The organism is Rummeliibacillus sp. NPDC094406 (assembly GCF_044763875.1).
Lineage (GTDB): Bacteria > Bacillota > Bacilli > Bacillales_A > Planococcaceae > Rummeliibacillus.
Genome location: NZ_JBIWGZ010000001.1, coordinates 403,214 through 425,858, shown reverse-complemented (window position 1 = coordinate 425,858; position 22,645 = coordinate 403,214). Strand labels below are relative to the sequence as shown.

Annotated in this window: 20 protein-coding genes and 1 pseudogene; 5 read left to right on the top strand and 16 right to left on the bottom strand. The window is 33.8% G+C overall.

Going from position 1 to position 22,645, the window contains the following annotated elements; genetic code table 11:
* Positions 1 to 339 precede the first annotated feature (339 nt).
* The 5 genes from ACIQ4I_RS02085 to ACIQ4I_RS02065 form a co-directional block, all read right to left on the bottom strand.
* Positions 340 to 3,510 (bottom strand): ATP-binding cassette domain-containing protein, encoded by a 3,171-nt coding sequence (locus ACIQ4I_RS02085; protein WP_403092352.1) that lies wholly within the window; start codon positions 3,508 to 3,510, stop codon positions 340 to 342.
* 323 nt (positions 3,511 to 3,833) lie between these two features.
* Positions 3,834 to 4,244 carry an SRPBCC family protein gene (locus tag ACIQ4I_RS02080; protein ID WP_403092350.1) on the bottom strand — a complete coding sequence of 137 codons (411 nt, stop codon included), beginning with the start codon at positions 4,242 to 4,244 and terminating at the stop codon, positions 3,834 to 3,836.
* Positions 4,241 to 4,567, bottom strand: coding sequence for an ArsR/SmtB family transcription factor (locus tag ACIQ4I_RS02075; RefSeq protein ID WP_403092349.1), 327 nt, complete (start codon positions 4,565 to 4,567; stop codon positions 4,241 to 4,243). The genes ACIQ4I_RS02080 and ACIQ4I_RS02075 overlap by 4 nt, the downstream gene beginning before the upstream one ends.
* A 418-nt stretch (positions 4,568 to 4,985) precedes the next feature.
* Positions 4,986 to 5,936, bottom strand: a complete 951-nt coding sequence (locus tag ACIQ4I_RS02070) for a tyrosine recombinase XerC (RefSeq protein ID WP_403092348.1) — start codon at positions 5,934 to 5,936, stop codon at positions 4,986 to 4,988.
* Between the two features lie 294 nt (positions 5,937 to 6,230).
* Complete coding sequence (locus ACIQ4I_RS02065; protein ID WP_403092347.1) at positions 6,231 to 7,064, bottom strand: MerR family transcriptional regulator; 834 nt, start codon at positions 7,062 to 7,064, stop codon at positions 6,231 to 6,233.
* Between the two features lie 134 nt (positions 7,065 to 7,198).
* On the opposite strand from ACIQ4I_RS02065, the gene ACIQ4I_RS02060 reads away from it, so the two are divergent.
* The 3 genes from ACIQ4I_RS02060 to ACIQ4I_RS02050 all read left to right on the top strand — a co-directional run bounded on the left by ACIQ4I_RS02060 (position 7,199) and on the right by ACIQ4I_RS02050 (position 10,796).
* On the top strand, positions 7,199 to 8,572 hold the full coding sequence (locus ACIQ4I_RS02060) for an MATE family efflux transporter (RefSeq protein ID WP_403092345.1): 1,374 nt from the start codon (positions 7,199 to 7,201) through the stop codon (positions 8,570 to 8,572).
* A 290-nt stretch (positions 8,573 to 8,862) separates the two neighbouring features.
* A complete protein-coding gene (locus ACIQ4I_RS02055; RefSeq protein WP_403092343.1) occupies positions 8,863 to 9,264 on the top strand; it encodes a DUF485 domain-containing protein in 402 nt (133 codons plus the stop codon).
* Positions 9,264 to 10,796, top strand: a complete 1,533-nt coding sequence (locus ACIQ4I_RS02050; RefSeq protein ID WP_403092341.1) for a solute symporter family protein — start codon at positions 9,264 to 9,266, stop codon at positions 10,794 to 10,796. The genes ACIQ4I_RS02055 and ACIQ4I_RS02050 overlap by 1 nt, the downstream gene beginning before the upstream one ends.
* Positions 10,797 to 11,435: 639 nt before the next feature.
* Here ACIQ4I_RS02050 and ACIQ4I_RS02045 read toward each other — a convergent pair.
* The 10 genes from ACIQ4I_RS02045 to ACIQ4I_RS02000 form a co-directional block, all read right to left on the bottom strand.
* Entirely contained in the window at positions 11,436 to 12,791 is a 1,356-nt protein-coding gene (locus tag ACIQ4I_RS02045) for a D-serine ammonia-lyase (RefSeq protein ID WP_403092339.1), read from the bottom strand.
* Positions 12,792 to 12,833: 42 nt separating this feature from the next.
* Positions 12,834 to 13,157 carry a DMT family transporter gene (locus ACIQ4I_RS02040; protein ID WP_403092337.1) on the bottom strand — a complete coding sequence of 108 codons (324 nt, stop codon included), beginning with the start codon at positions 13,155 to 13,157 and terminating at the stop codon, positions 12,834 to 12,836.
* 9 nt (positions 13,158 to 13,166) lie between these two features.
* Positions 13,167 to 13,508, bottom strand: a complete 342-nt coding sequence (locus tag ACIQ4I_RS02035) for a DMT family transporter (RefSeq protein WP_403092335.1) — start codon at positions 13,506 to 13,508, stop codon at positions 13,167 to 13,169.
* Positions 13,509 to 13,689: 181 nt separating this feature from the next.
* Entirely contained in the window at positions 13,690 to 14,562 is an 873-nt protein-coding gene (locus ACIQ4I_RS02030) for a Cof-type HAD-IIB family hydrolase (protein WP_403092333.1), read from the bottom strand.
* 15 nt (positions 14,563 to 14,577) lie between these two features.
* Positions 14,578 to 15,360, bottom strand: coding sequence for a DeoR/GlpR family DNA-binding transcription regulator (locus ACIQ4I_RS02025; protein WP_403092331.1), 783 nt, complete (start codon positions 15,358 to 15,360; stop codon positions 14,578 to 14,580).
* A gap of 30 nt (positions 15,361 to 15,390) precedes the next feature.
* A complete protein-coding gene (locus tag ACIQ4I_RS02020) occupies positions 15,391 to 16,404 on the bottom strand; it encodes an ABC transporter ATP-binding protein (protein WP_403092329.1) in 1,014 nt (337 codons plus the stop codon).
* 56 nt (positions 16,405 to 16,460) lie between these two features.
* Positions 16,461 to 17,264: an ABC transporter permease gene (locus ACIQ4I_RS02015; RefSeq protein WP_403092327.1), complete on the bottom strand. Its 804-nt coding sequence runs from the start codon at positions 17,262 to 17,264 to the stop codon at positions 16,461 to 16,463.
* The gene (locus ACIQ4I_RS02010; RefSeq protein ID WP_403092325.1) at positions 17,261 to 18,115 is read right to left on the bottom strand and encodes an ABC transporter permease; all 855 of its coding nucleotides are present in this window, start codon (positions 18,113 to 18,115) and stop codon (positions 17,261 to 17,263) included. The genes ACIQ4I_RS02015 and ACIQ4I_RS02010 overlap by 4 nt, the downstream gene beginning before the upstream one ends.
* Before the next feature lie 169 nt (positions 18,116 to 18,284).
* Positions 18,285 to 19,118: an alkaline phosphatase family protein gene (locus ACIQ4I_RS02005; RefSeq protein WP_403092323.1), complete on the bottom strand. Its 834-nt coding sequence runs from the start codon at positions 19,116 to 19,118 to the stop codon at positions 18,285 to 18,287.
* Positions 19,108 to 20,223 carry an ABC transporter substrate-binding protein gene (locus ACIQ4I_RS02000; protein ID WP_403092321.1) on the bottom strand — a complete coding sequence of 372 codons (1,116 nt, stop codon included), beginning with the start codon at positions 20,221 to 20,223 and terminating at the stop codon, positions 19,108 to 19,110. The genes ACIQ4I_RS02005 and ACIQ4I_RS02000 overlap by 11 nt, the downstream gene beginning before the upstream one ends.
* Before the next feature lie 254 nt (positions 20,224 to 20,477).
* On the opposite strand from ACIQ4I_RS02000, the gene ACIQ4I_RS01995 reads away from it, so the two are divergent.
* On the top strand, positions 20,478 to 21,551 hold the full coding sequence (locus ACIQ4I_RS01995; RefSeq protein ID WP_403092320.1) for a saccharopine dehydrogenase family protein: 1,074 nt from the start codon (positions 20,478 to 20,480) through the stop codon (positions 21,549 to 21,551).
* Between the two features lie 197 nt (positions 21,552 to 21,748).
* On the opposite strand, the pseudogene ACIQ4I_RS01990 reads toward ACIQ4I_RS01995, so the two are convergent.
* Positions 21,749 to 21,882 (bottom strand): annotated as a pseudogene (locus ACIQ4I_RS01990) (Tn3 family transposase); the annotation flags it as partial.
* 430 nt (positions 21,883 to 22,312) lie between these two features.
* Here ACIQ4I_RS01990 and ACIQ4I_RS01985 point away from each other — a divergent pair.
* Entirely contained in the window at positions 22,313 to 22,642 is a 330-nt protein-coding gene (locus ACIQ4I_RS01985; protein WP_403092318.1) for a PadR family transcriptional regulator, read from the top strand.
* Positions 22,643 to 22,645: the final 3 nt, after the last annotated feature.

Sequence of the window (22,645 nt, the reverse complement as noted above, 5' to 3'; positions counted from 1 at the left end):
AATATAATTATTTTGTATTAATAGGGATTCCAAATTAAAACTCCATCTTCCTGCAAATTAAAATAGAAAAAGTGGGCTTGTCCGTTCCTCTATTAATTTTTATAACAATTGATTGAAATCATTCATAAAGTCTTTTATTTTGTTTGGCGTGCTATGATAGTAGGTTGATTTTCTCCGTTCTTTCGTCTATCTAGATTTACACTCTATTATTCTTTTAAACAACAATGACTTCTTCAAAATAACATAAAAACTCATTTGCAATTTACCTTAGCAAATGAGTTTTCTTCATTGAATGACAGCTCTCTATACTTAAATATCACTTGTTTTAATAATTCTAATTTAATTATTTTCCTCAAGGAATTGGTAAATCGCCATCATTTCTTGTTTATTCAACTCACGAATACGATTGAAAATTGGAATATCTGCAACTGCTGCAAGATTTAAGCTTTCAGTTACAACATCACTTACTTTGCCAGTAAGCCATGTATGCACGTCTATGCCTTCGACGATTTCCTTTTGCCCTTCATCATTGATGCCACTTGCATAGCAACTAACACATGGTACGGATAATTTATACACGCCATCATGGATATTATCTTCTGAAATGACTTTCTTCCCGTTGCAGAATGGGCATGGCTGACTTTTTTTAATCTTATTAATTTGGGTGACAATTTTTTTGTAACCCAACGCTTCATAAACATAAGTCAGTTTTTTGTATTTTCCATTAGTGAAATACTTATCAATGATGGTTTCTCTCGTTTCTGTGATATTGTCAAAATCACATATAGTAATTCGATTAGTCATACAGATCGATTCAATATTGCCACTAATACTGTCCCAGAATGGAAGGGCATTTTGTAAAACGATTTCATAGTGGGCAAAGCTTGCTAGCTCTAGTTCAAGCATTTTCAGCGCAACTTGTGTTTCCCTAGGTAACAAAGAGACATCTTCCGTTAAAACCATATTGCCACCGACTATGGCTTTCATTTTTTCTAGTACCGGTAACTTCCCAACGATTTTCATGACTTGATCTAGAGGCTGTTGAATAATCTCACGAATATCCTTGTTGCCAAATGTTAGCTTTTTATGATGATTTAACACGGTTCCTCTACAGATTGGACAGGTAATCATTTCTTTGGATTCTTTTATATGCTCTTTAATAACCGATTTCGCAATGACCATATACATCCCAATGATTTTATTAAAACCATCCCATGTTCTCCGTGTCTTGCCTGCTTTATCATAGAATGACGTCTCCCAATACCCATATAAAAAGGTATGCTTCTCTGCTTCTGTCATCTCATTGTAGCTTTTACTAATATCTTGACCAAGTTCATTCTTAATCTCATCAAAAAGAAATTGTAATTTCGAATATTGATAGTGTTTTAATACCTCCATTACCTCCCCATGTAATAAGCCATCCCAGAAAGGTACGGTTTTATCCTGAATAACAACATCAATATCAAATTTTTCAATTACCCGGCGACCAGAACAGTATGGGCAATGATTTTCTTGATTATAGAAATCAAAGCTATTTGTATCTTTATTGGTTGGATGAGCTGCGACAATATGGTTGATCAAGCCACCAATTTCATAGAGAAAACTATATTGACTATACAAGTGCCGTTCGAGGTCAATGGCGATGACGGGTGCAATGGTTTCAGATTCGTATTCACCGTAAATCAATCGAGCCATTGATGATAAACTTTTTAAGATACCACCTTTATAAACGTTTTCTGCATTTTTAAAATAGGCAATATGATTTTCTTTTAAATAGTGAATGCCATTTTGCTGATTAATCGTTGAAGGAATTTGCACTGGAACAGCTCTATCAGTAAGAGGTTGTTGACGATAATAATCATCATGACTGACAACATCAAGTTGCTCCACAGGTGTAAGCTGTCTTTTGCCAAAATCAACGATAAAATCAGAGTTTTCTAGCATATAAGAATTATGTTCAATCATGATCATCGAGACAGATTCATCCTGTAGAATGCCCCTGATACTATCAATGAATTGATTTAATATATTTTGTGATAAACCTTTTGATGGCTCGTCAAAAATAAAAAGCGTATGTGGGTTTCTTGAGTTGGAAAAAAGCTCTGAAACTAAATGGACACATTGAAATTCACCAGTCGATAAAGACTGTGTTTTTCTTTCCAACGTCAGATAACCAAGGCCAAGTTTGATTAATAAGCTTAAACGTTTATGAACGATGTCTTCTTCTGGGAGTTCATCAATAATATCTTCAATCGAGCGATGAAAAATATCATCAATATCTTCACTATATTTTGTGACTTTCTTTTTAATATCAAGAAAAGTCGCTACTGTTGACCGACTGGTAATGGATTGGTTTCGATCTTGACCAACCATTACTAGTTTATCTTTTGGATATCTCTTCAGAAAATCTTTGGCCATACAATCATTAACAAGTGTAGATTTACCACATCCAGATTCACCCGTAAAAGTTACAAGCCTATTTTTTGGAATCTGAATTTCAGCCATTTGAATATTACGACAGTAAAGGTCTTGAAATTGGTAGTATTCAGTTGTTAGTACCTGATTTCTTTCCCAAGTGATTGGTTTTGGACGTGGTGATTCTTCAACAATTTTCCCGCCGTATTTACCACTACCAGGTCCAAAGAACAATGGCTCATCCGCTGTGTCTAACACCGTGTCAGAATGGTCAATGAGCCAAATTTGATTCTTATTCCCCAATTGTTTTATCTGTTCTAATATTTTCAATAGTGTTTGGTGATCAAGACCCACGGAGATTTCATCAATGATAATAACCGTATTTTCACTTGTTGCCATAAATTCTGCTAAGTAAAGTCGTGTTAATTCTCCACCTGACAATGTACCCATAATACGATTTAATGTTAAGTAACCAATATTCATATTGATCATATTCTTTAGAATATGTTGTTTACCTTCACTAATATTTAAAACTTCTGCTAGTGACAAAATGGCTTCAATGCTTAAGTCGTTGATATCAGTAATATCCTGTGCATTATCAAATAATTCAATTTTATACTGCTCAACTTCTTGATTATAGCGTTTCCCTTTACACTTTTTACATTCGACATTTTTTGTTGTTCCGCGCCCTTTACAACCCGGACACCAGCCTAATGGATTATTAAACGAAAAAACTTCCGGAGAAAGGCCATATTTTTCGGCAAGAGTAACACGAATATCTGTAAACACTCCCGTATGTGTGCCAATTGTTGAACGTGGATTGGAAGAAATTGATGATTTTCCGAGAAAAAGTACTAGAGGCATTTCTTCCATCTTGATGGCACTGAAATTGGTGTCCATAATAGCAGGAAATAAATACTGATATTCAGCCTTTGGCAATAAGGAAATGAGACGCTTCTTGGATTCTTCACCAATTGTTTGACAAAAAGTTGTTTTACCAGATCCAGACAAACCAGCAACTCCTAACGATTTATCTACTGGTAGAACTGTATCTAATTTGTTAATATTGTTCGAAATTAATTGATTTATTTTCATAGTATATCCTTTCCGTTCTCTAAAAATAATATTGCCATATTAGTAAAACTTTAGTTGGATTTATTGTGTTTTTTCAAATCAATAGACTCAATGATTCTACAACCGTTTGATAAAATACAATACTTGATATTAGTACTAATCCTTTATTTCATTAAAAATGACGCTTTCCATGTACCGGAAAAGCGCCCTATTGTTGAAGAATTGTTAATTTGTTTTAAACAATTTTTATCAATCTCTACTTGATTGATCTATAGAAAGGATCCACTCAAATTGTTGGTCTTATAAGGCAAACATCCTAGAGAATGAAGAAATTATTTTTCCATTTATGCTAACACTTTTTCGAGCTGATTACCCATATTCGTCCAACCATATTTAGCTCCCTCGATAGCTCCTTCGCGGGCTTTTGTTTCTTCGCTAAATCCAGTTTGGTCGAGATGTAGATGGATATTTCCATCTGAACCTTCTGTCAAAGTCCATGTAACAGTAGTGCTTTCTCCGGCACTTACCCAAGTGTAAGATAATGTATGAGGTTCGTCTACTACTAGCACCTCACAATTTACAATTCCATCCCACCATTCGGAAGGCTTTGCCCGAAATTGACATTTATGTCCAACGACTGGTTTAAAATCATTTTCCCATATCCATTTCGCAAGAGTATCCGAATCTGTTAAAGCGTTCCACACCTGCTCAATTGAACTTGTAAATTGAAAATCTAATGATACATCTGGTTTCATTTTTCTTCCTCCAATAAAAGATTTAATTTAGCAATTCTTTGTTTCCAGAATCCTTCGTAAAAAGATACCCAATCTTGAATTTCTTTTAGTGGATTGGCATTCAACCGATACCTTGTTTCTCTACCAACCCTTCGAGCAATTACGAGATCAGCATCTTTAAGGATAGCCAAATGTTTAGAAACTGCTGTACGCCCCATTTGAAATTGAGAAGTTAATTCGTGAAGAGGTAACTCATCCGCATCTGCCAACAAACGTAGCAATTTACGTCTTGTTGGGTCAGCAATGGCTACATAAACATCACGTTCTTGATTATTATCGTTCAAAATCACCCTCCCCTTATTAATCGGACACCAATTGGTGCCTTTATTATATGACACTATTTGGTGTCCAGTCAATTATTTTTGACATAATGGTATTAGTTTTATTCTCCTATTATCAAGTAAATTAGTGGCCTTTTTATTATTTAGTCAAAAGGTTAAGCTTTATACTTATTAAATCTTTTTAGCAGCTGTGGATTGGAATTTCCACAAACGTCATTGTAATGCAATCATGTTCTTTGCAATACCTATTCTCCTAACAGCAGTTCAACGATAATAGAATATAAAAATAGGCATGCTCTTTTAATAAGAACAGCCTATTTTAAGTTCACTTGGTAGCCTTACGTAGCTCCGAAAAAGTACTTCTACATTTTGCAAATTATTATTATATTAAATTAGTTTACATAATAATGTTATTTATAAACTAAATATTAAACGGATTATTTTCAATTACGCGTTGGATTTCTTTATCTTCGACATGCGTATAAATTTGCGTTGTCGATACATTAGAATGTCCTAGTATTTGTTGAAGGCTTCGAATATCCGCTCCACTTTTATACATCATAGTTGCTGATGTGTGTCTAAGTTTGTGTGGAGATAATTTCTTCTTATCTAAACCAGATGTATGATTGATTTGCTTGACGATTTTAGCTACTCGCTGTCTTGTCAACCGAGTCCCTTTTTGAGAAAGGAATAATGCTTGGTGATTAACAGAATCCTTGATATGGGGTCTTTCATTATCCAAATACACTTTTAAAGTAGCCATACAAGCATCATTTAGATAAACGGTTCTTTCTTTATCCCCTTTACCCCTTACAGTCATAAAACGTTCTTGAATCGAATCTAAATTTAAATTACACAGTTCACTAACGCGAATACCTAGATTTAAGAAAAAGGTCATCATGCAATAATCTCGATCGTGATGAGTTTTTGATTGAATACCAGTCATAAAAGTCTTTGCTTCATCAAAACTCAAATATATAGGTTGTCTTTTACTTACTTTTGGTGTTTCTAGATCTTCTGCAGGGTTTTCTTCTATTATATGTCGTTTTGATTTTAAGTATTTAAAAAAGGATTTTAAAGTTGCGACTTTTCGAGCTCTTGTGTAAGCGGAGTTGTTTCTTCGTTCCTCACAATACTCCAAGAACAAATACATATCTTCTAATGAGATCTCTCTGAAAAAGTTTTGATTAATTTCATGAATATCAATCGTATCTATATGTTCAAAATCTAAATCTTGTTGAACGGCAATGCTGAATTTGAAAAATAGTGATAAATCATAATCATACTCATCTCTTGTGCGTTTTGATTTACCTTTGATTGCTGTTAAATAAATAAGAAAATCACGTAAAATTTTTGGCTTTTGTTGATTCATACGTATATCCACCTCAATTACTATTATTTTAGCATAAAAAAGGTTCCCAAATATACATTTGGGAACCTTTTTAAAAATAATACTTAGTTCCAAACAAAAAAGGATCAAATTCTAATTGTAGAATCCAATCCCCTATTTCATTTCAATTTTTTGTAATTTAAATTTCGCGTTTTAACGAATAACTATATTGCAAACCGCTCAAAATGTCATTATTTAAGGAATTCTAAAAATAACAGAAATTATCTATGATATCGAGCGTTTATTGTGTTCAAAGAAGATAATCTTGAAAAACTTTTACGATTCTTCATTTTCCACTTGAATCATTATTTTCGTTACGTAATTCTCTTCCCCATTTACTGAAATTTCATCAAATATAAACTCTTCATATGAAAAATCTTTCATTTTTAAATTTTGCTGCTCAATGAATTCAAAAATTCGCATGTATGATGATGCTATATTTTCATCATCCCCTTTATGAAATCCAATTACATATTTTCCAGCAGGCTGCTCAATCGTTGAAGGACTGAAGAAATCTTGTGGCATCATTGTATAAAGATAACTATAATTACCAAATTGTTTTTTAATCATTTCTTCTTTTGAAAGAATGGCACCAATTGGATGGCCGGTATATAACTCATTTCTGTTACACAAATCGATGAAATCTGAAACTGTATTTAAATAGTCCTTGTCTGAAACGTCCAATATATTATTACTTATGAGCAGAACACTTTGTTCTAAGTCTTCCACTGTAATACCTTCAATATCAATATTCATTGCGCTCTGAATCTTTTCCATTTTTGTTTTGACTATTGTCTTTGTATGATTCAATTTCTTAATTTTATTTTCAATTTGTGTCAATTGATTTTGCAATAATTGAACAGCTTCTTCAGGCGTTTTATTACTTAAAAAATTACGGATTTCTTTTAAAGGCATATTCAGATCCTTCATTAATTCAATGACAATGAAAACTTCGTATTGCTGATAAGAATAGTATCGATAACCATTATCCTTTTTGATCTCGGGCTGAAGCAAACCGATATCATCATAATGAAACAATGTTTGTTTCTTAACGTGGCATATTTTGGCAAATTCACCCGTTGTAAAAAATTTATGCATTGGCTGTGTCATTTTACACCTCAAAATTAATTTAAAATATTGGCAGTATCTTTGTTGACTATACGGTAACCATATACTATAGAATTTAATTAGAACATAAATTGTATGTAAAAGAAAGGTCGTGTTGCTCCGAAAAGGAGAATATTATGAGTGAAACCACATTAAAATTACAGGAAACCCCCATTCACAAATTATTTTTATCGTATTTATTTCCATCTTTATTAGGCATGGTCTTAATGGCTATCAATATTTTGGTGGACGGAATATTTGTTAGCAACGGTGTTGGAGCTTTAGCGCTTGCAGGTGTTAATATTGCAGTACCGATTTTCTCCATTTTACTTTCCATATCTTTATGGATTGGAATTGGTGGTGCAACTTTATATTCAATCGAAATGGGAAAAAACAATGTTGACAAAGCAAGATCAATCTTTACACAGAGTGTTATGATGACAGTTTCAATTGTTAGTATTTTGGTTGTACTTTGTTTATGGAAGCAAGAACAGATTGCTAATTTGTTTGGTGCAAGTCCAAAAGTCCTTCCATATGTAGAAGATTATTTACATGTCATCTTACTTTTTGGTCTTGTTTATGTATTAGAAAATATCTTAAGTATTTTTGTGCGAAATGATGGTAATCCAAAATTAGCCATGATAGCATTAATCACTACCTCAGTACTAAATATTATCCTTAATTATATATTCATTTTTAAAATGAATATGGGTGTGAAAGGTGCTGCTTATGCAACTGCTTTATCAACAGTTGTAGGACTACTTGTACTTCTCTATCATTTAATTAACAAAAAGAGTAATTTGAAATTTACTCACTTACATTTTAACATGGCTACCTGTTCAGAAATACTTAAAATAGGTTCTCCAAGTTTTATAACCGAAGGATCAACAGCGATTGTTGTTATAGGTTATAATATTGCATTTAGTCACTTTGTTGGTGAAATCGGTGTCTCTTCTTATGCAATTGTAAACTATTTACATGCGGTTTTCATTATGATTTTCATTGGTGTAGGTGCAGCCATTCAACCGATTGTGAGCTTTAACTTTGGTGCACGTTTAAAAGAACGAATTAAACAAGTATTAAATTTAGGGATTAAAACTGGGATGATTTTTGGTGTATTAATTTTATTAATAGGTTGGTTTTTTGCAGATCAATTAATCGCATTATTTGGTATAACGGAACCAGATGTAATAGAATACACCAAAAACGGTATTTACTTATTCTTTATTGGATATCTATTTATGAGTTTTAATTTAATTCAAGCAGAATTCTATCAAGCAGTTAAAAAAATAAAGCTATCCATGATTATAATTGTCATGAGAAGTTTAGTGATTTTTTTACCTTTACTTTATATTTTACCTTCAATGTTCAATAGTAAATGTATCTGGCTAGCATTTCCAATTGCAGAAGGATTGACTGCATTAGGTATTATCATTTTCAAATGGTCAACCAGTACAATACGCTCAACTAATTCATCAACAATCGAAGAAAAACAATCTGTAATACAATAGATTTCTTCTCGATTAAACGATAAATTGCTTTTTAACTTTATTTGTAATACAATTTACTTATTAATACAAACAAAAAATATCAAATATTGTGATAAACCTCAATAAATCCACCATCCTTTATTATTAGGATGGTGGATTTATTTACTTTAAGGAGAAAATATTATACTTAAAATAGAAAAATAATTATTTTTTCTAAAAAAAATGTTGCTATTTTCGTCAAATTTGAATATTATTATTTTAAGGATTTGGAAGCACTTCCAAAGTCACGAATAAACAAAGGGGGATTTGATATGAGTCAAGATCTATCAAATACGTTACAAAAAGATCATGCTTTGGGACAAGAGAAAGCTACAAGGCAATCGGGGAAAGGAACTAAAAAAGATTATACTCCTGAAGAGTATGTATCGATTTCAGAAAGTTCTGAATTCAAAGCGCTTGTAAAGAAGAAAACCGGATTTATATTACCTATTTCCATTTTATTTTTAGGACTTTATATTTTACTTCCTATTTTAACTTCTTTTACTTCAGTTTTGGATGGGAAAGCAATTGGGGATATTACATGGGTATGGATTTATTCGTTAGGTCTATTCATCATGACATGGATTTTATGTATGACGTATGTTAAAAAAGCAGCTTCATTTGATGAAGATGCAAATAAAATCATTGAAAAGGCTAAGGATGGTGGTTATTAATGAGCACAGTTGGAATCATATTCTTCCTAGCAATCGTAGGTTTAACATTAGTTGTAACTTATATTGCTTCTAAACGAACTAATTCTGCAAGTGAATTCTATACTGCAGGTGGTGGACTTACAGGTTGGCAAAATGGTATTGCCATTGCAGGTGACTATCTATCAGCAGCCTCATTCTTAGGTATTGCTGGTGCAATTGCTCTATTTGGATTTGATGGTTTCTTCTATAGTATTGGTTATTTAGTTGCTTACTTAGTAGTTTTATATATTGTGGCTGAACCATTACGAAATCTTGGACGTTATACTTTAGCAGATATGATTACTGCACGTTTTGATCAGAAAAAAGTTCGTGGGACAGCAGCAGTTAGCACAATTGTAATTGTATTGTTCTACATGATTGCACAGTTAGTTGGTGCAGGCGCACTTATTCAATTATTATTAGGTATTGATTATTGGGTAGCAGTTTTACTTGTTGGTATCATGATGACAATCTATGTTCTTTGGGGTGGTATGGCTGCAACAAGTTGGGTACAAATTATTAAAGCTGTGTTATTAATGATTGGTACTGTCATTATCTCATTCCTTGTATTAATGAAATTCAATTTCAATATTTTAGAAATGTTCTCATCGGTTAAAACAGCAACTCCTCATGGAGAAGCATACTTGAATGCTGGCGTAAAATATTCAAATGGTGTTGATACTTTATCAATGATGATCGCATTAGTTTTGGGTACTGCAGGTCTTCCTCATATCTTAATGCGTTTCTTCACAGTAAAAGATGCAAAAACAGCACGTAGTTCAGTAGTTACTGCAACTTGGATTGTAGGTATCTTCTATATCTTAACTATTTTCTTAGGATTCGGTGCAGCAAAATTTGTTGGAGCTGAGAAAATTATAGCAGCAAACCCTGCTGGTAACATGGCTGCTCCCCTACTTGCTGAAGCTTTAGGTGGCGACTTACTAATGTCATTTGTTTGTGCTGTTGCATTCGCAACAATTCTTGCAGTAGTAGCAGGTTTAGTACTATCAGGTGCATCTGCATTCGCTCATGATATTTATGGACAAATCATTAAAAAAGGCAATGTTACTGAAAAGCAACAAATGAAAGCTGCTCGCTTTGCATCAATCGGTGTAGCAGTATTCTCTATCATACTTGCTTTAGGTGCACAAACTTTAAACGTAGCGTTCTTAGTATCACTTGCATTCTGTATCGCAGCAAGTGCGAACTTACCAGTTATCATTTACACAATCTATTACAAAAAATTCAATACAACTGGTGCAGTTTCTGCAATGGTAACAGGTTTAGTTTCTGCTTTAGTACTTGTATCATTAAGTCCTAACATTTGGAATCCAGATGGTGCCGCAATTCTAACAGGTACACCATTATTCCCTCTTACAAATCCTGCAATTGTTTCTGTACCACTTGGTTTCTTAGCAGGTTGGATTGGTTCACTTGTTGGCCAAAAAGCAGATGCTAAAAAATATGCTGAAGTTGAAGTTAAAGCAAATACGGGTTTAAAACCAAACTTATAAAAATTAGCTTGCAATAAAAATAAAGAAGTAGTTGGATGAGGGAATATCTTTCCTTCCAACTACTTTTTTAATTGTAAAGATATATATAATCAATTTCATAATATATATACGAACATTTATTAATCTCTAATTTTGCATGATGTGGAATTAGCTTCGCTTTCCGCGGGCGAGCGTTGAGCCTCCTCGGAAGCCCGTACCGTGCTTCACTGCGGGGTCTCACCTGTCTCGCTTTCCCGCAGGAGTCTTCGCTAATTCCACATCAACATAGATAGATATATAAGTTTTTTATTATCAATTTTTATCTATTTTATTTTTTGAGTGACATCAAAATAATTAATGTATTCTACAAATGCTCCGCTTTGTTTAGTTCATAATATCTTTTTATCAAAAAATCCATCTAGAGATAATTTTATCTAAATTCGGTTTAATATACATTAGTAAACATAAAGACCCTAACATATTATGATAATATTGTTAGGGTCTAATAATTTTGCGTATTTGGATTTAGACATTGATAGAGGCATTATCCTTGTTTATTAAGTAAGAACTTTGAATTTGTCATGTTTGAAAATGTATATAGGTAATGCTTTTTATAAAAGATGTGTATCTTGTTTCTCTCTAGAAAATTAATTGTGTATCTTAACAACCCAATCCCTTTTTATAATATTCTTCCATCACTTCTTTAGGGACCATACTGCCGCCTGTAGCCCACATGATGTGTGTGGCATTTTTCAATATGCCCTCTAAGTTATGTTCCTTGATATATTCTTGTCCTGATTTTTCTTTAAGTAATTGGCTTGGGCCAAACACACTTGTAAGTGCAGATGGCTCAAGGTGAATATTTTCTGAATCAATCATAGCACTTAGTAGTTTATACATATTATCATCACTTACCGTATAACAACCACTTAAAAATGGCTCCATTGTTTGGCCAACAAAACCAGATGGTCTTCCTACTGCAAGCCCGTCTGCCGCTGTTAGGTTGTCTATACCAATATCCTGAACAGAAACTTTATCATGTAATCCCGTTACTAATCCAAGTAACATACAAGGCGAATGGGTCGGTTCCGCAAAGAAACAGTGGACATGATCTTGATAAGCTAATTTTAAACCGAATGCCACTCCACCTGGACCTCCCCCTACTCCACATGGCAGGTATACAAATAGTGGATGGTCTTCATCAACAGTTATGTTCATGTCGATTAGTTGGCTTTGCAATCGTGAAGCTGCCACTGCATAACCTAAAAATAAGTCGCTAGAATTTTCATCATCAATGAAGTAGCAGTTTGGCTGACTATTGGCGTGCTTTCGCCCTTCTTCTACTGCCTGACTATAATCTTCTTTATATTCAATCACGGTTACTCCTTTAGTTCTAAGGAGATCTTTTTTCCATTTTTTTGCATCTGCAGACATATGAACTGTTACGCTAAAACCCATTTTTGCACTCATTATTCCAATGCTAAGTCCTAAATTACCAGTTGATCCCACTGCAATGGAGTATTGTGATAAGAAGTTTCTGAATTCCTCATTATCAATTAAAGAATAATCATCTTTCATCGTAATCATTTCTTTTTCTAGAAGTAATTTTTCTGCATATTTTAGAACTTCATAAATACCACCTCTTGCTTTTATAGAGCCTGAAATAGGTAGCTGGCTGTCACATTTTAGTAAAAACTCTCCTGGTATTTGAAGATCATGAACTTGCTCTAAATGTTGTTTCATTGATGGAATTTTAACTATTGGAGATTCTATAATTCCATTAGACTTACTTGTTTCTGGAAAAACTTTAGCAATGTAAGGAGCAAATCGTTTTAATCTCTCCTCCGCCCCTTTTACATCTACTTCATCTAGCTTTGTTTTCTTCATTCCATTTTGAAACAACTCATATTTAGGATTTGTCCAAAATATTTCCTTTGTTGCTATTAACTCTTTCAGTAAAGGGTGCTCATTTTTCAAATCTTCTACTGTTTTTCCATCTATCTGAAATGCACTCATCACTTTTCTCCTTTTAAATTGGAATTCGAGGGTCCTAATGGTTTAATGTCCAGAGGTTATTTTAACACCAATTGCTCCAATTAGAATGCAAATGATTAAAGCAATTCGTTTCCTATCTCTAGATTCTTGGAAGAATATCATTCCAAATAGTACACTTCCTACAGAGCCAATGGCTGTCCAAATTGCGTATGCTGGCCCGATGGGGAGTGTTTTTAAGGAAAGTGAAAGAAAATAAAAGCTTAAGCTTCCAAAACAAAGACAGGTTATTGAAGGGAACCATTTTGTAAATCCATTAGCTTTCTTAAGGCTTATGACACTACCTATCTCAGCTAAGCCGGCGATAAGAAGTAAAAACCAAGACATCATTTTATTTACCTACCTCTGTACATTTCTCTTGACACCTTCTGGTATAACTTTCAATCCAATGATTCCAATAATCATTAACATTATAAAGAACACTTTTAACATATTGATGGGTTCTCCCCAAAAAATGACGCCAATTGCAGCAGTTCCAATGGTACCTAAACCTGTAAAAATAGCATATCCAGTTCCAATTGGTATGGAATGTATTGCTTTAGATAATAAGAAAAAACTAAAAATAATGATTCCCACCGTTAAAACACTAGGGATTAGTACAGTAAATCCTTGTGAATATTTTAGGCCTACAACCCACACTATTTCTAATAATCCTGCAATGATCAAATAAATCCATGCCATCTGATGGATCTCCTTTTGTAGTTCCATTATTAATTGCTTACGATTCTTTAATACGGAAAATTTACCTATATTTTTTAAAAATTCAAAAAATATAACTCAAATTTCCTTTTTTTCGCCCGCTTTTCTTTTCAAAATCACAATTGTCATGCATATAAAGATATTAATCTACCATATTAGCATGTTATTTTTGTAATACGATATTTTCAAGGTATAGGTAAATAGCGTGAGCTACACCATTTTTATCATTTGTTAGTGTGGTTGCGGTGCAAATTTCTTTTATCTCATCTTTTGCATTTCCCATTGCAATACTGTAGCCAACTTTCTTAAACATGGATAAATCATTGTTGCTGTCACCAATAGCCATTGAACGATTAAGGGAAAGCTTCAATAAAGTAGCTAATTTTTCAAGCGCAATTCCTTTTGAAGCGTTATTATTTGTTATTTCAATATTATGGTCGGCTGATGAGACGGCCATTACACCATCCATACTTTTGATAAGTTCTTTTGCTTCTATCAATTTCTTTTGATCAAAGGAACATGCTAATATATTATAAAAGTTTTCTTCTATATTTAAGATATCATGATAGTTTTCAACTAAAACATAACCAAATTGATCAAATTGCCTTTCGGCTACATCAACAATTTCCTTCATTTTTTCGTCTAAATTACTGTTTTTTAGGATTTGAATTTCATTATGAAAATGCTCTCTGTGTTTTTTTAGAGCATAAATAGCTTTATCTGTAAAAACTTCATAGTAATATTCACGTTCATCTAGCCACTGGAGAATAGAAAGGACACTGTTTTTATCTATCGTAGTGACATCAATCCGCTTGTCATCTTTTGAATGAATGGTTGCACCATTTGTTCCGATTACATAGGTTGATAGTCCGGCCTTTTTGCAAATATTTTTCACATCAAAATAGGCTCGACCTGTTGATATGACCACTTCTATTCCATTTTCTTGAGCATTCTTGATGGCGCTTAAATTTTCTTTGCTAATTTCATTTTGATGGTTTAATAGTGTTCCATCTAAATCGATTGCAATTAAACTCATATTGTTTGGCTCCTCCTATGCTTTAATCCATTCGGTTTCGTAAGCCTTTAAGTCATCCTTCCAGGTATATGGATATGTCTGATCGCAGACAATCATGTCGACTTTATTTAATGGGCAAACTTTATTGAAGGTATCCACACCTAATTTAGAATGATCAGCTAATAGAATGATTTGTTTTGACACTTCGACCATGATTCGAGAAACGAACGATTCGTTTAAATGATAATTGCTTACTCCATTCTGGATCGATACACCACCGGCTGAAATGAACGCCTTATCAATATTGAATTGGTTCAACATTTGTTCGGTTAGATGCCCACTTACAGACTGCTGTTTAGGGTCAATTTGTCCCCCCAGCAATAAGATCTCTCCTGTAAATTTGTTTTGATTGAGAGATTCCATTAATACAGTAGAGACAGGAATAGAGTTTGTTAGAATGGTCAAGTTCTTTCGATTTTGAATAAAATGTGCAAATTCAAGCGTGGTGGTGCCGACATCGATCGCAATAACATCACCATCGGAAATAAGTTCTGCTGCCTTTTTTCCTATTATAATCTTTTCTGCTTGATTTACTGTTGTTCGCTGTTCAAATGGAGGCTCTCCTGATTGGAAGATGGTTGCAATCGCCCCACCATAAACCTTTTTTAGGGACCCCTTCTCTTCAAGCATCGTCAAATCGCGCCGTATGGATTCCTCAGAAATACTAAATTGTTTAGCTAAATCAGCGACTTTTACTTTCCCATCTCTTTTAAGTAAATTTAATATTTCATGCTTTCTTTCCTCGGGTAAAATGGTCATAAGTCCTAATATCTCCTAAATACTCATAAGTTATAAAGCGATACAATCTTTTTTGGGTATAAGAATTTGAACAGATGTGCCTTTATCAAGAATTCCGCCTTGATGGTGAAGCGAATCCACGTGGAAAATTGAACTATCCACTTCCACTTCATATCTTAACACATTCCCTGTCATGGAAATATCCTTAATAGATCCCTTGGCTTTCCAATTATCTGATTGTGCAGGGAGTTCGCGATCAGCAGGTACCAATTGTAAAACTTCCGGACGAATTGCTACATCCTGTCCCTTCAATTCGCTACCACTGACAAGCTGATTAAAAGCGTTCAAGTTCATAACATTATAGTTTCCGATAAATTTTGCAACAAATGTATTGACCGGAGAAACATAAATGTCTGAAGGTGTACCAGATTGAACAATGTTTCCTTGATTCATAATAAAGATTTTATCAGACATCGTCATCGCTTCTTCTTGATCATGGGTAACAAAGATTGTTGTAATATCCAATTCTCTTTGTATTCTTCTTAATTCCTTTTGTAGGTTTTTTCTGATTTTTGCATCCAACGCGCTTAATGGTTCGTCCAAAAGTAATACTTTCGGTTCCATCACAAGTGCACGTGCAAGTGCAACCCTCTGCTGTTGTCCGCCAGATAATTGATGAGGATAGGAACCTTCTTTACCTGTCAAATCAACCATATCAATCATGTTTTGCACTTTTAATTTTATATTTTTCTCTTTTTTCATTTTAAGACCAAATGCGATGTTATCAAAAACATTCATATTAGGGAAAAGAGCATAAGACTGAAACACCATACCAACCTCACGCTGGCGTGATGATAAGTTCGTAATGTTCTTTTGATCGACTAAGATATTTCCTACATCCACTTCTTCAAGTCCTGCTATCGAACGTAATAATGTACTTTTCCCACATCCACTTTGCCCGAGAAGGGTAGCAAATTCGCCTTTTTGTAATGTTAAGGAAATATTATTTAAAACCACCTGATTATCATATTTTTTGGTCACTTGATCAATCGTTACATATGTCATAAGTTATCTCCTTCTAAAGAAGTTATTTTTTTAGAATATTGCTTAAGCTTCATTTCTTATTTAGTAGAAATAGTCTTTTTTGGATCTTTAAACGTAATTTTTAAAATTACCCATGTTAAAATCATAATAACTGAATAATACGTTATGACAATTGCACTTGAAAGATGGCCACTACTAATCATTTGGTTAGAAAGATAAATTTGCAGAGTTTCAAATTGCCCTCCAACAAGTAGCTTAGCAAAAGAAAACTCACCAAATAAAAGAGCAATGGATAAAAGAGTAGATACTAAAATACCAGATAAAATATTGGGTAACACTGCTGATCGAAAGGCTTGAAATTTTGTTGCCCCCAGTAATTCAGCGGCGTCAACAAGTTCTACTGCATTTATGGTCCGAAGACTATTGCTAATCCCCTGATACATGAATGGTAAAATCGTTACAAAATAAGCACCAATCAAAATCCACGGTGTACCGGAAATTTGAATCGGTCCATTGGAATATAACTTAATTAACCCAACAGCCCCAACAATTGAGGGAATTCCATAAGGAAGCATGGCTAGGGTTTGAAGCAATCCTTCCAATTTAGGTAAATAGACATTTATGATAAAAATGGTAGGTATCATGATTAACATACTGAGTCCTACTGTCATAACAATCAGAAATAGCGTTCGTAGAAATGCAGCAAAATATCGTGGATCTTGAAATAATTCAATATACCATTTCATTGTCCAAGACTCAGGTAAAATGGTATGATCCCAAGTACCAGCTATGGAAAATAAAAATGTACCCAGTAACGGAATTAACAAATAAATGATTAATAACCCTACGGCAGATTTATGAAATTTCATAGAAGACTTCATCGTAAATCTCTCCTAACTCGACGCATCATTCGCTGATTAAACCACATTGCTACGATCATAGTTGATGCTAATAGAACACCCAGTGCACTACCTAGATGTGGATTTAATGTAACTTCACTAGAAACAAGATTTGCTATTTGCAATGATAATAGATTATAGTTGCTTCCGACTAAGGCATAGGCTGTTGCATAAGCCCCCATGGCATTCGCAAACAAAATACTGAATATACCAACAATACTAGGTAACAAAACTGGTAGTCCGATATGAATCCAAAACTTAAGTTTAGAAGCTCCTAATAACGCTGCAGCTTCATTCCATTGGTGTTTAATCCCCTGAAAGGAGGGATAAAGAAGCATAATAGCCAATGGTATTTGAAAGTAAACGTAAACGAGAATTAATCCTGTCCAGGAATATAAATTAAAGTGGGCAAAAACATCCATTCCAAGTTTGGCGAAGAGTAAAGTAAATAGCCCATTGTTTCCGAGTAAAATAATGTATGAAAATGAAAGAGGAATTCCTTCAAAATTAGAAGTCATATTAGCAATCATGAGTAGCCGGTTTTGAGCTTTCTTTGAGAATTTTGTAAAGGAATAAGCCAAAACAATCGCCACAATGATAGAAGTTATTGCAGAAAATATTGAAATAAGAACACTGTTTTGAATCCCTTGTAAGTAAAATTTACTTTTGAATATAGTTATATATTGATCCAATGAAAATTTGATTCCATCGTCTGCATAGAAGCTATCTTTCACCATGGAAATTAACGGTCCAATTTCAAAGCCAATTACCAGAATGAAAAATGGCAGTAAAAGAGCTAATAAAAACAGCTTTTGTTTTTTTATTTTGAGCAAGATTTTTCTCTCCTCTATTGTGCTAGCAATTTATTTGAATCGATTTAGCTAAATATGCTAAATCGATTCAAACAATATTTGGGGAATTCCCTTCTGAAAGTACAGAAGACATAAAAGCATATTTTACAAAGTTTAGCTCCTTAATCGTATAATAGATAATCTGTAATTTTTAATGGACGATCTCTTCTTTCAACCCAGGGAATGGATAAGTAATCATTTTTTCGGTTTGTTCAATACCTAAGAGTTCACAAACAAGAGGTGCAAAGGCCAATTGTGGAACGACTTCCTCGTGAATACCAGTTTCAATTCTTGGGCTGATGATGAAAAGCGGTACGTCACGTTCACCATCAGTGATGCCTCCATGGTTACCTGTTTCACTCATACCATGGTCAGATGTAATTAATATATGGTAACCTTCTGAGATCCAAGTAGGTAAAAGCTGTGCTAACAAGCTTGCCACTTTTAAAATTTGTTCACGGTATTCTTTTGATTCTGATCCGAAAATTTCACCTTTTACATCAACTCCCAATGTGTGAATGTATAAAAAGTGTGGATCGTGCTTTCTACGTAATGCTTCTGCATCCATTAGGACATGACTATCTGCATAATCATCATCCCAATAAAATGATCCATGTTGAATTGGTTTAGACTCGTCATCTTGATGACGGTCTTCAATATAATTGAATGGAGCACGATTATAAAGCTCGCTTACCCAGTAATAAGATGCCGTTGCATTTCTTAGGCCATTTTCTTTAGTAAGATGGAAAATACTTTTCTGTGAAGAAAGACGAACAGCTAGATTTGATGTAATACCATTCATTGATGCAGGTGTACCAGTCAGTAACACTTCATATAATGGGCGAGAAAGACTAGGAAGCTCTGACTTTACTTTATAAAGTGCCGCTTGATTCGTTTCAACCAGGTGCTGAACAAATCCAAATGTTTCACACCCCTTATCGTATCGCATGCCATCAACAACAATCGCTATAACTTTATTTGACATTTACTACTACCTCCTCTTGCCATAATTGTGGTAACGTTTTAGCCGTTTTTTCCCAAGCTTTAGGGTCTTTAATAGGTGTTGCATTTTTGTATTCTGCTTTTGGAATTAATTTGTTTTCAACATCTTTTGGAAGTTTTACATCATCACGAATTGGACGAGCATATCCTTTCGCCAAGTTAATTTGTCCTTGGTCACTAAGGATATATTCTCTAGTCGCCATCGCAGCATATGGATGTTTTGCATATTTATTAATAATAGTCGTGTAGCCACTTACTACGGAACCTTCTTTTGGAATGCTTACATCAAATTGATTACGGTTGATTTGGTTAGCATAACCTAGCGCATTGAAATCCCAAACAATTGCAACTGGTACCTCACCTTTTTCAATATTGGCCGGTTTTGCATCTGTTAGACTTAAACGTCCTTGTTTGGCAAGCTTCGCAAAAAAGTCGATCCCAGGTTGAATATTTGATTCACTACCACCGTAAGCCATTGCTGCAGCAAGCACACCCATCTGATTCTGTGCTCCGTTCAGAACATCTCCAATCGATACTTTATAATTTCCCTTTAATATGTCATCCCAGGATTTTGGAGGGTTTTTTACCAAGTTTTTATTTGTTAAAAAGGAAATCGTACCTTGGTATCCAACGACCCAATTCCCTTTATCATCTTTCGCCCATGAAGGTACATCATTCCAATGAGAAGTTTTATACGGTAGAGCCAATCCTTTTTCTACTGCAATTGGAGCAAAAGACATCCCCATGTCACCGATATCAGCTGTTGCATTCTGTTTTTCTGCTTCAAATTTGGCAATCTCTTCGGCACTGGACAAATCAGTATCAGCGTGTTTTAAATTGTATTTTTTGGTAATGTCGCCCCAAGTTTGTCCCCAGTTTGCCCATGAGTCAGGCATACCAGCACTATTAATTTCCCCCTCTTTTTTTGCTTTTGCTTCAATTTCTCCGATTGTTAACTTATTTGGGTCACTAATAACTGGAGCAGCAGAATCTTCTTTGGCTCCACATCCAGCTAAGCCTAGTAAACTTATCCCTAACACCGCTGCTTGAATAGATCGAATAGATTTCTTGCTCCATTTTTGATTCATTAACATTTTCCTCCAATTGGTGTTGTTTTGTGTTGATTGTTTACTGTTTCAGTATAAATCCACATTGTAAAACCCACATTAACGCAATGTAAAAGGATTGTATATTAAGAAAAGGTGATGTTTCCGTTTACCCCTGCCCCTCCTAAAAATGAATGAATAGAGCTTTTAATAAATATGTCTATGGTATAATTTACTAAATCGATAGCTTTTTTTGCTGTACATATATAGAAAATTTGTAATGAGGGGTTATTATTATGCAAAAAGTAATGGTCGTTGGAGCCTCCGGGGTTCTTGGTAGGTTAGTTTGTAAGGAGGTACTTCGAATATTTAATAATCAAGTAACTTTAGTAGTAACAGATTATCAAGAGGAACGAGGAAAGAAATTAGCAAAGTCTTTTAATCAGGAAGTTATATTTCAATATTTAGATATAACAAATAAAGAGAATATATCAAGGGTAATTAAAAATATTGATGTTGTAGTCGTTGTATTAAAACAACAAGACCCAGATATTCAAAGAGCTTGTATTGATAATAATATTAATTGTATAGATGTAACTCCGTTCTCTGATTTTGCAAAGAAAATACAATCATTATATCAAGATTCAGAAAAAAATAAGGCTGGTTCGATTGTAATGTCTGGATTCTTTCCTGGATTATCTGGAATAATGGTTAAAAAAGCCGTTTCAAATTTTCAAGAAGTAACAGAAGTGAATATTGGATTACTGCAAAATACGAACGCAAAAGTTGGAGTCTCTGGTATTTTAGATATGTTAAAGATCATTTCTCAAGATGTTGATTATTACGAAGATGACAAAATAGTAAACTTATTAGGATTCAACAAAAAAAGAATAATGCATTTTGAACATTACAATGATAAAGAAGTAAGATTAATAGATCATGCTGAAAAGAATTTTCTAAAACAAAAAATAAAGGTTGAAAAAATAAACTATTGGACTTCCTGGAATAATTATTTTTTTAATAAACTAATCTCCTTACTTAAAAATCTTGGGATAATTAATACTATAGTTAAGTTAGATAACAATAAGTTCCTTTCAAAAATTGTTAAACATAATCCTTCTAAAAATGAAAAGGCTCTTATTACTGTTGAGGTAAAAGGAACAATCGACAATAAAGAAAGGATAAAGACATTAACCTTATCTACCTTTTCTGATTATCATACAACCGCAATGGTTACAGCCGTATTGGCAAAAGTTACAGTACATAAAAAACTAAATGGCATAGTCTTCCCATTTGAAATAATTGATTTAGATGAATTGCTTTCTGAAATAAACTGCAAAGACATTATTCTAAAAGAGTTTATTAAATAAGAAGTTAATTTATGGGGTTTAATATTTGTTGTGATCATACTTTGATATTGTAGTAGTATGAGGTCATTAAAAATTTTAAAAAAGGATAGATTAATGCAAATATTTTTTTTGCTTTACTATCCTTCTTTTAATACCTTTTAGAAAGCCCTTTGCGATTTATGCTGTATGGTTTGCTCCCGAAGTTCCCCTTGTTTTCAGAAGAAAATAGCTCTTGCCAGTCCATCCATGGCTTCTCCTTTATTCAAACCTTTCATATTTTCCTTCTTAAATATTCATCCGATTTATAATTAAGAATAAAGATTGTTTTTTCTATTTGTCCCATCTCACGTAATTATTCTGATATGGTGTAAAGATTTTTATGAGGTTCAATTAAAAATGTATATGTATATAGTAATAAAGGTATTTAATGGCCCTCCCGGTTAAAGGATTTGGGGTCTTTTTTTGTCTAAACAAACGAATAAGAACTGACCATTTAGAGATGATTACCAAAATTGATTTAGTGTATATTTGCAAATATTAATCTTTAAAACAAATTATTGTCATTATTATATTACCTTGACAGTCACAGTAGTTTGCTGTGTTGCATATTATATGTTTGGAGATGGTTATATGAGCAAGTGTAAATCCACATCCGACCTGCTGCGTGGCCATACTGATACGATGATTTTACGGCTCTTTAATTAAATTATTATGATTATTATATTACCTTGACAGTCACAGTAGTTTGCTGTGTTGCATATTATATGAATGGAGGTGGTTATATGAGCGAAAACAAAATCACATCCGACCTGCTTCGTGGCCATACTGATACGATGATTTTACGGCTCTTATCTGAAGCTGATTGCTATGGATATGAGATTGTTAAGCAGATTTCTGAACGCTCTAGCGGCAAGTATGAGTTAAAGGAAGCCACGATGTACTCAAGCGTTCGGCGACTTGAAGCAGACAGCGATATCGAGTGGTACTGGGGCGATGAATCTCAGGGAGGACGGCGTAAGTATTTTAAGATTACCGAAAAGGGTAAATCTACTTATGCCAACAACAAAAGCAATTGGGAGTATGCAAAGCATGTACTAGAAAAATTATTGTAAGGA

Bases quoted from the DNA above. Each gene is read 5' to 3' on its own strand.
- ACIQ4I_RS02085 (WP_403092352.1), bottom strand. From the start codon at position 3,510: ATGAAAATAAATCAATTAATTTCGAACAATATTAACAAATTAGATACA.
- ACIQ4I_RS02080 (WP_403092350.1), bottom strand. From the start codon at position 4,244: ATGAAACCAGATGTATCATTAGATTTTCAATTTACAAGTTCAATTGAG.
- ACIQ4I_RS02070 (WP_403092348.1), bottom strand. From the start codon at position 5,936: ATGAATCAACAAAAGCCAAAAATTTTACGTGATTTTCTTATTTATTTA.
- ACIQ4I_RS02065 (WP_403092347.1), bottom strand. From the start codon at position 7,064: ATGACACAGCCAATGCATAAATTTTTTACAACGGGTGAATTTGCCAAA.
- ACIQ4I_RS02060 (WP_403092345.1), top strand. From the start codon at position 7,199: ATGAGTGAAACCACATTAAAATTACAGGAAACCCCCATTCACAAATTA.
- ACIQ4I_RS02055 (WP_403092343.1), top strand. From the start codon at position 8,863: ATGAGTCAAGATCTATCAAATACGTTACAAAAAGATCATGCTTTGGGA.
- ACIQ4I_RS02050 (WP_403092341.1), top strand. From the start codon at position 9,264: ATGAGCACAGTTGGAATCATATTCTTCCTAGCAATCGTAGGTTTAACA.
- ACIQ4I_RS02045 (WP_403092339.1), bottom strand. From the start codon at position 12,791: ATGAGTGCATTTCAGATAGATGGAAAAACAGTAGAAGATTTGAAAAAT.
- ACIQ4I_RS02040 (WP_403092337.1), bottom strand. From the start codon at position 13,157: ATGATGTCTTGGTTTTTACTTCTTATCGCCGGCTTAGCTGAGATAGGT.
- ACIQ4I_RS02035 (WP_403092335.1), bottom strand. From the start codon at position 13,508: ATGGCATGGATTTATTTGATCATTGCAGGATTATTAGAAATAGTGTGG.
- ACIQ4I_RS02030 (WP_403092333.1), bottom strand. From the start codon at position 14,562: ATGAGTTTAATTGCAATCGATTTAGATGGAACACTATTAAACCATCAA.
- ACIQ4I_RS02025 (WP_403092331.1), bottom strand. From the start codon at position 15,360: ATGACCATTTTACCCGAGGAAAGAAAGCATGAAATATTAAATTTACTT.
- ACIQ4I_RS02020 (WP_403092329.1), bottom strand. From the start codon at position 16,404: ATGACATATGTAACGATTGATCAAGTGACCAAAAAATATGATAATCAG.
- ACIQ4I_RS02015 (WP_403092327.1), bottom strand. From the start codon at position 17,264: ATGAAGTCTTCTATGAAATTTCATAAATCTGCCGTAGGGTTATTAATC.
- ACIQ4I_RS02005 (WP_403092323.1), bottom strand. From the start codon at position 19,118: ATGTCAAATAAAGTTATAGCGATTGTTGTTGATGGCATGCGATACGAT.
- ACIQ4I_RS02000 (WP_403092321.1), bottom strand. From the start codon at position 20,223: ATGAATCAAAAATGGAGCAAGAAATCTATTCGATCTATTCAAGCAGCG.
- ACIQ4I_RS01995 (WP_403092320.1), top strand. From the start codon at position 20,478: ATGCAAAAAGTAATGGTCGTTGGAGCCTCCGGGGTTCTTGGTAGGTTA.
- ACIQ4I_RS01985 (WP_403092318.1), top strand. From the start codon at position 22,313: ATGAGCGAAAACAAAATCACATCCGACCTGCTTCGTGGCCATACTGAT.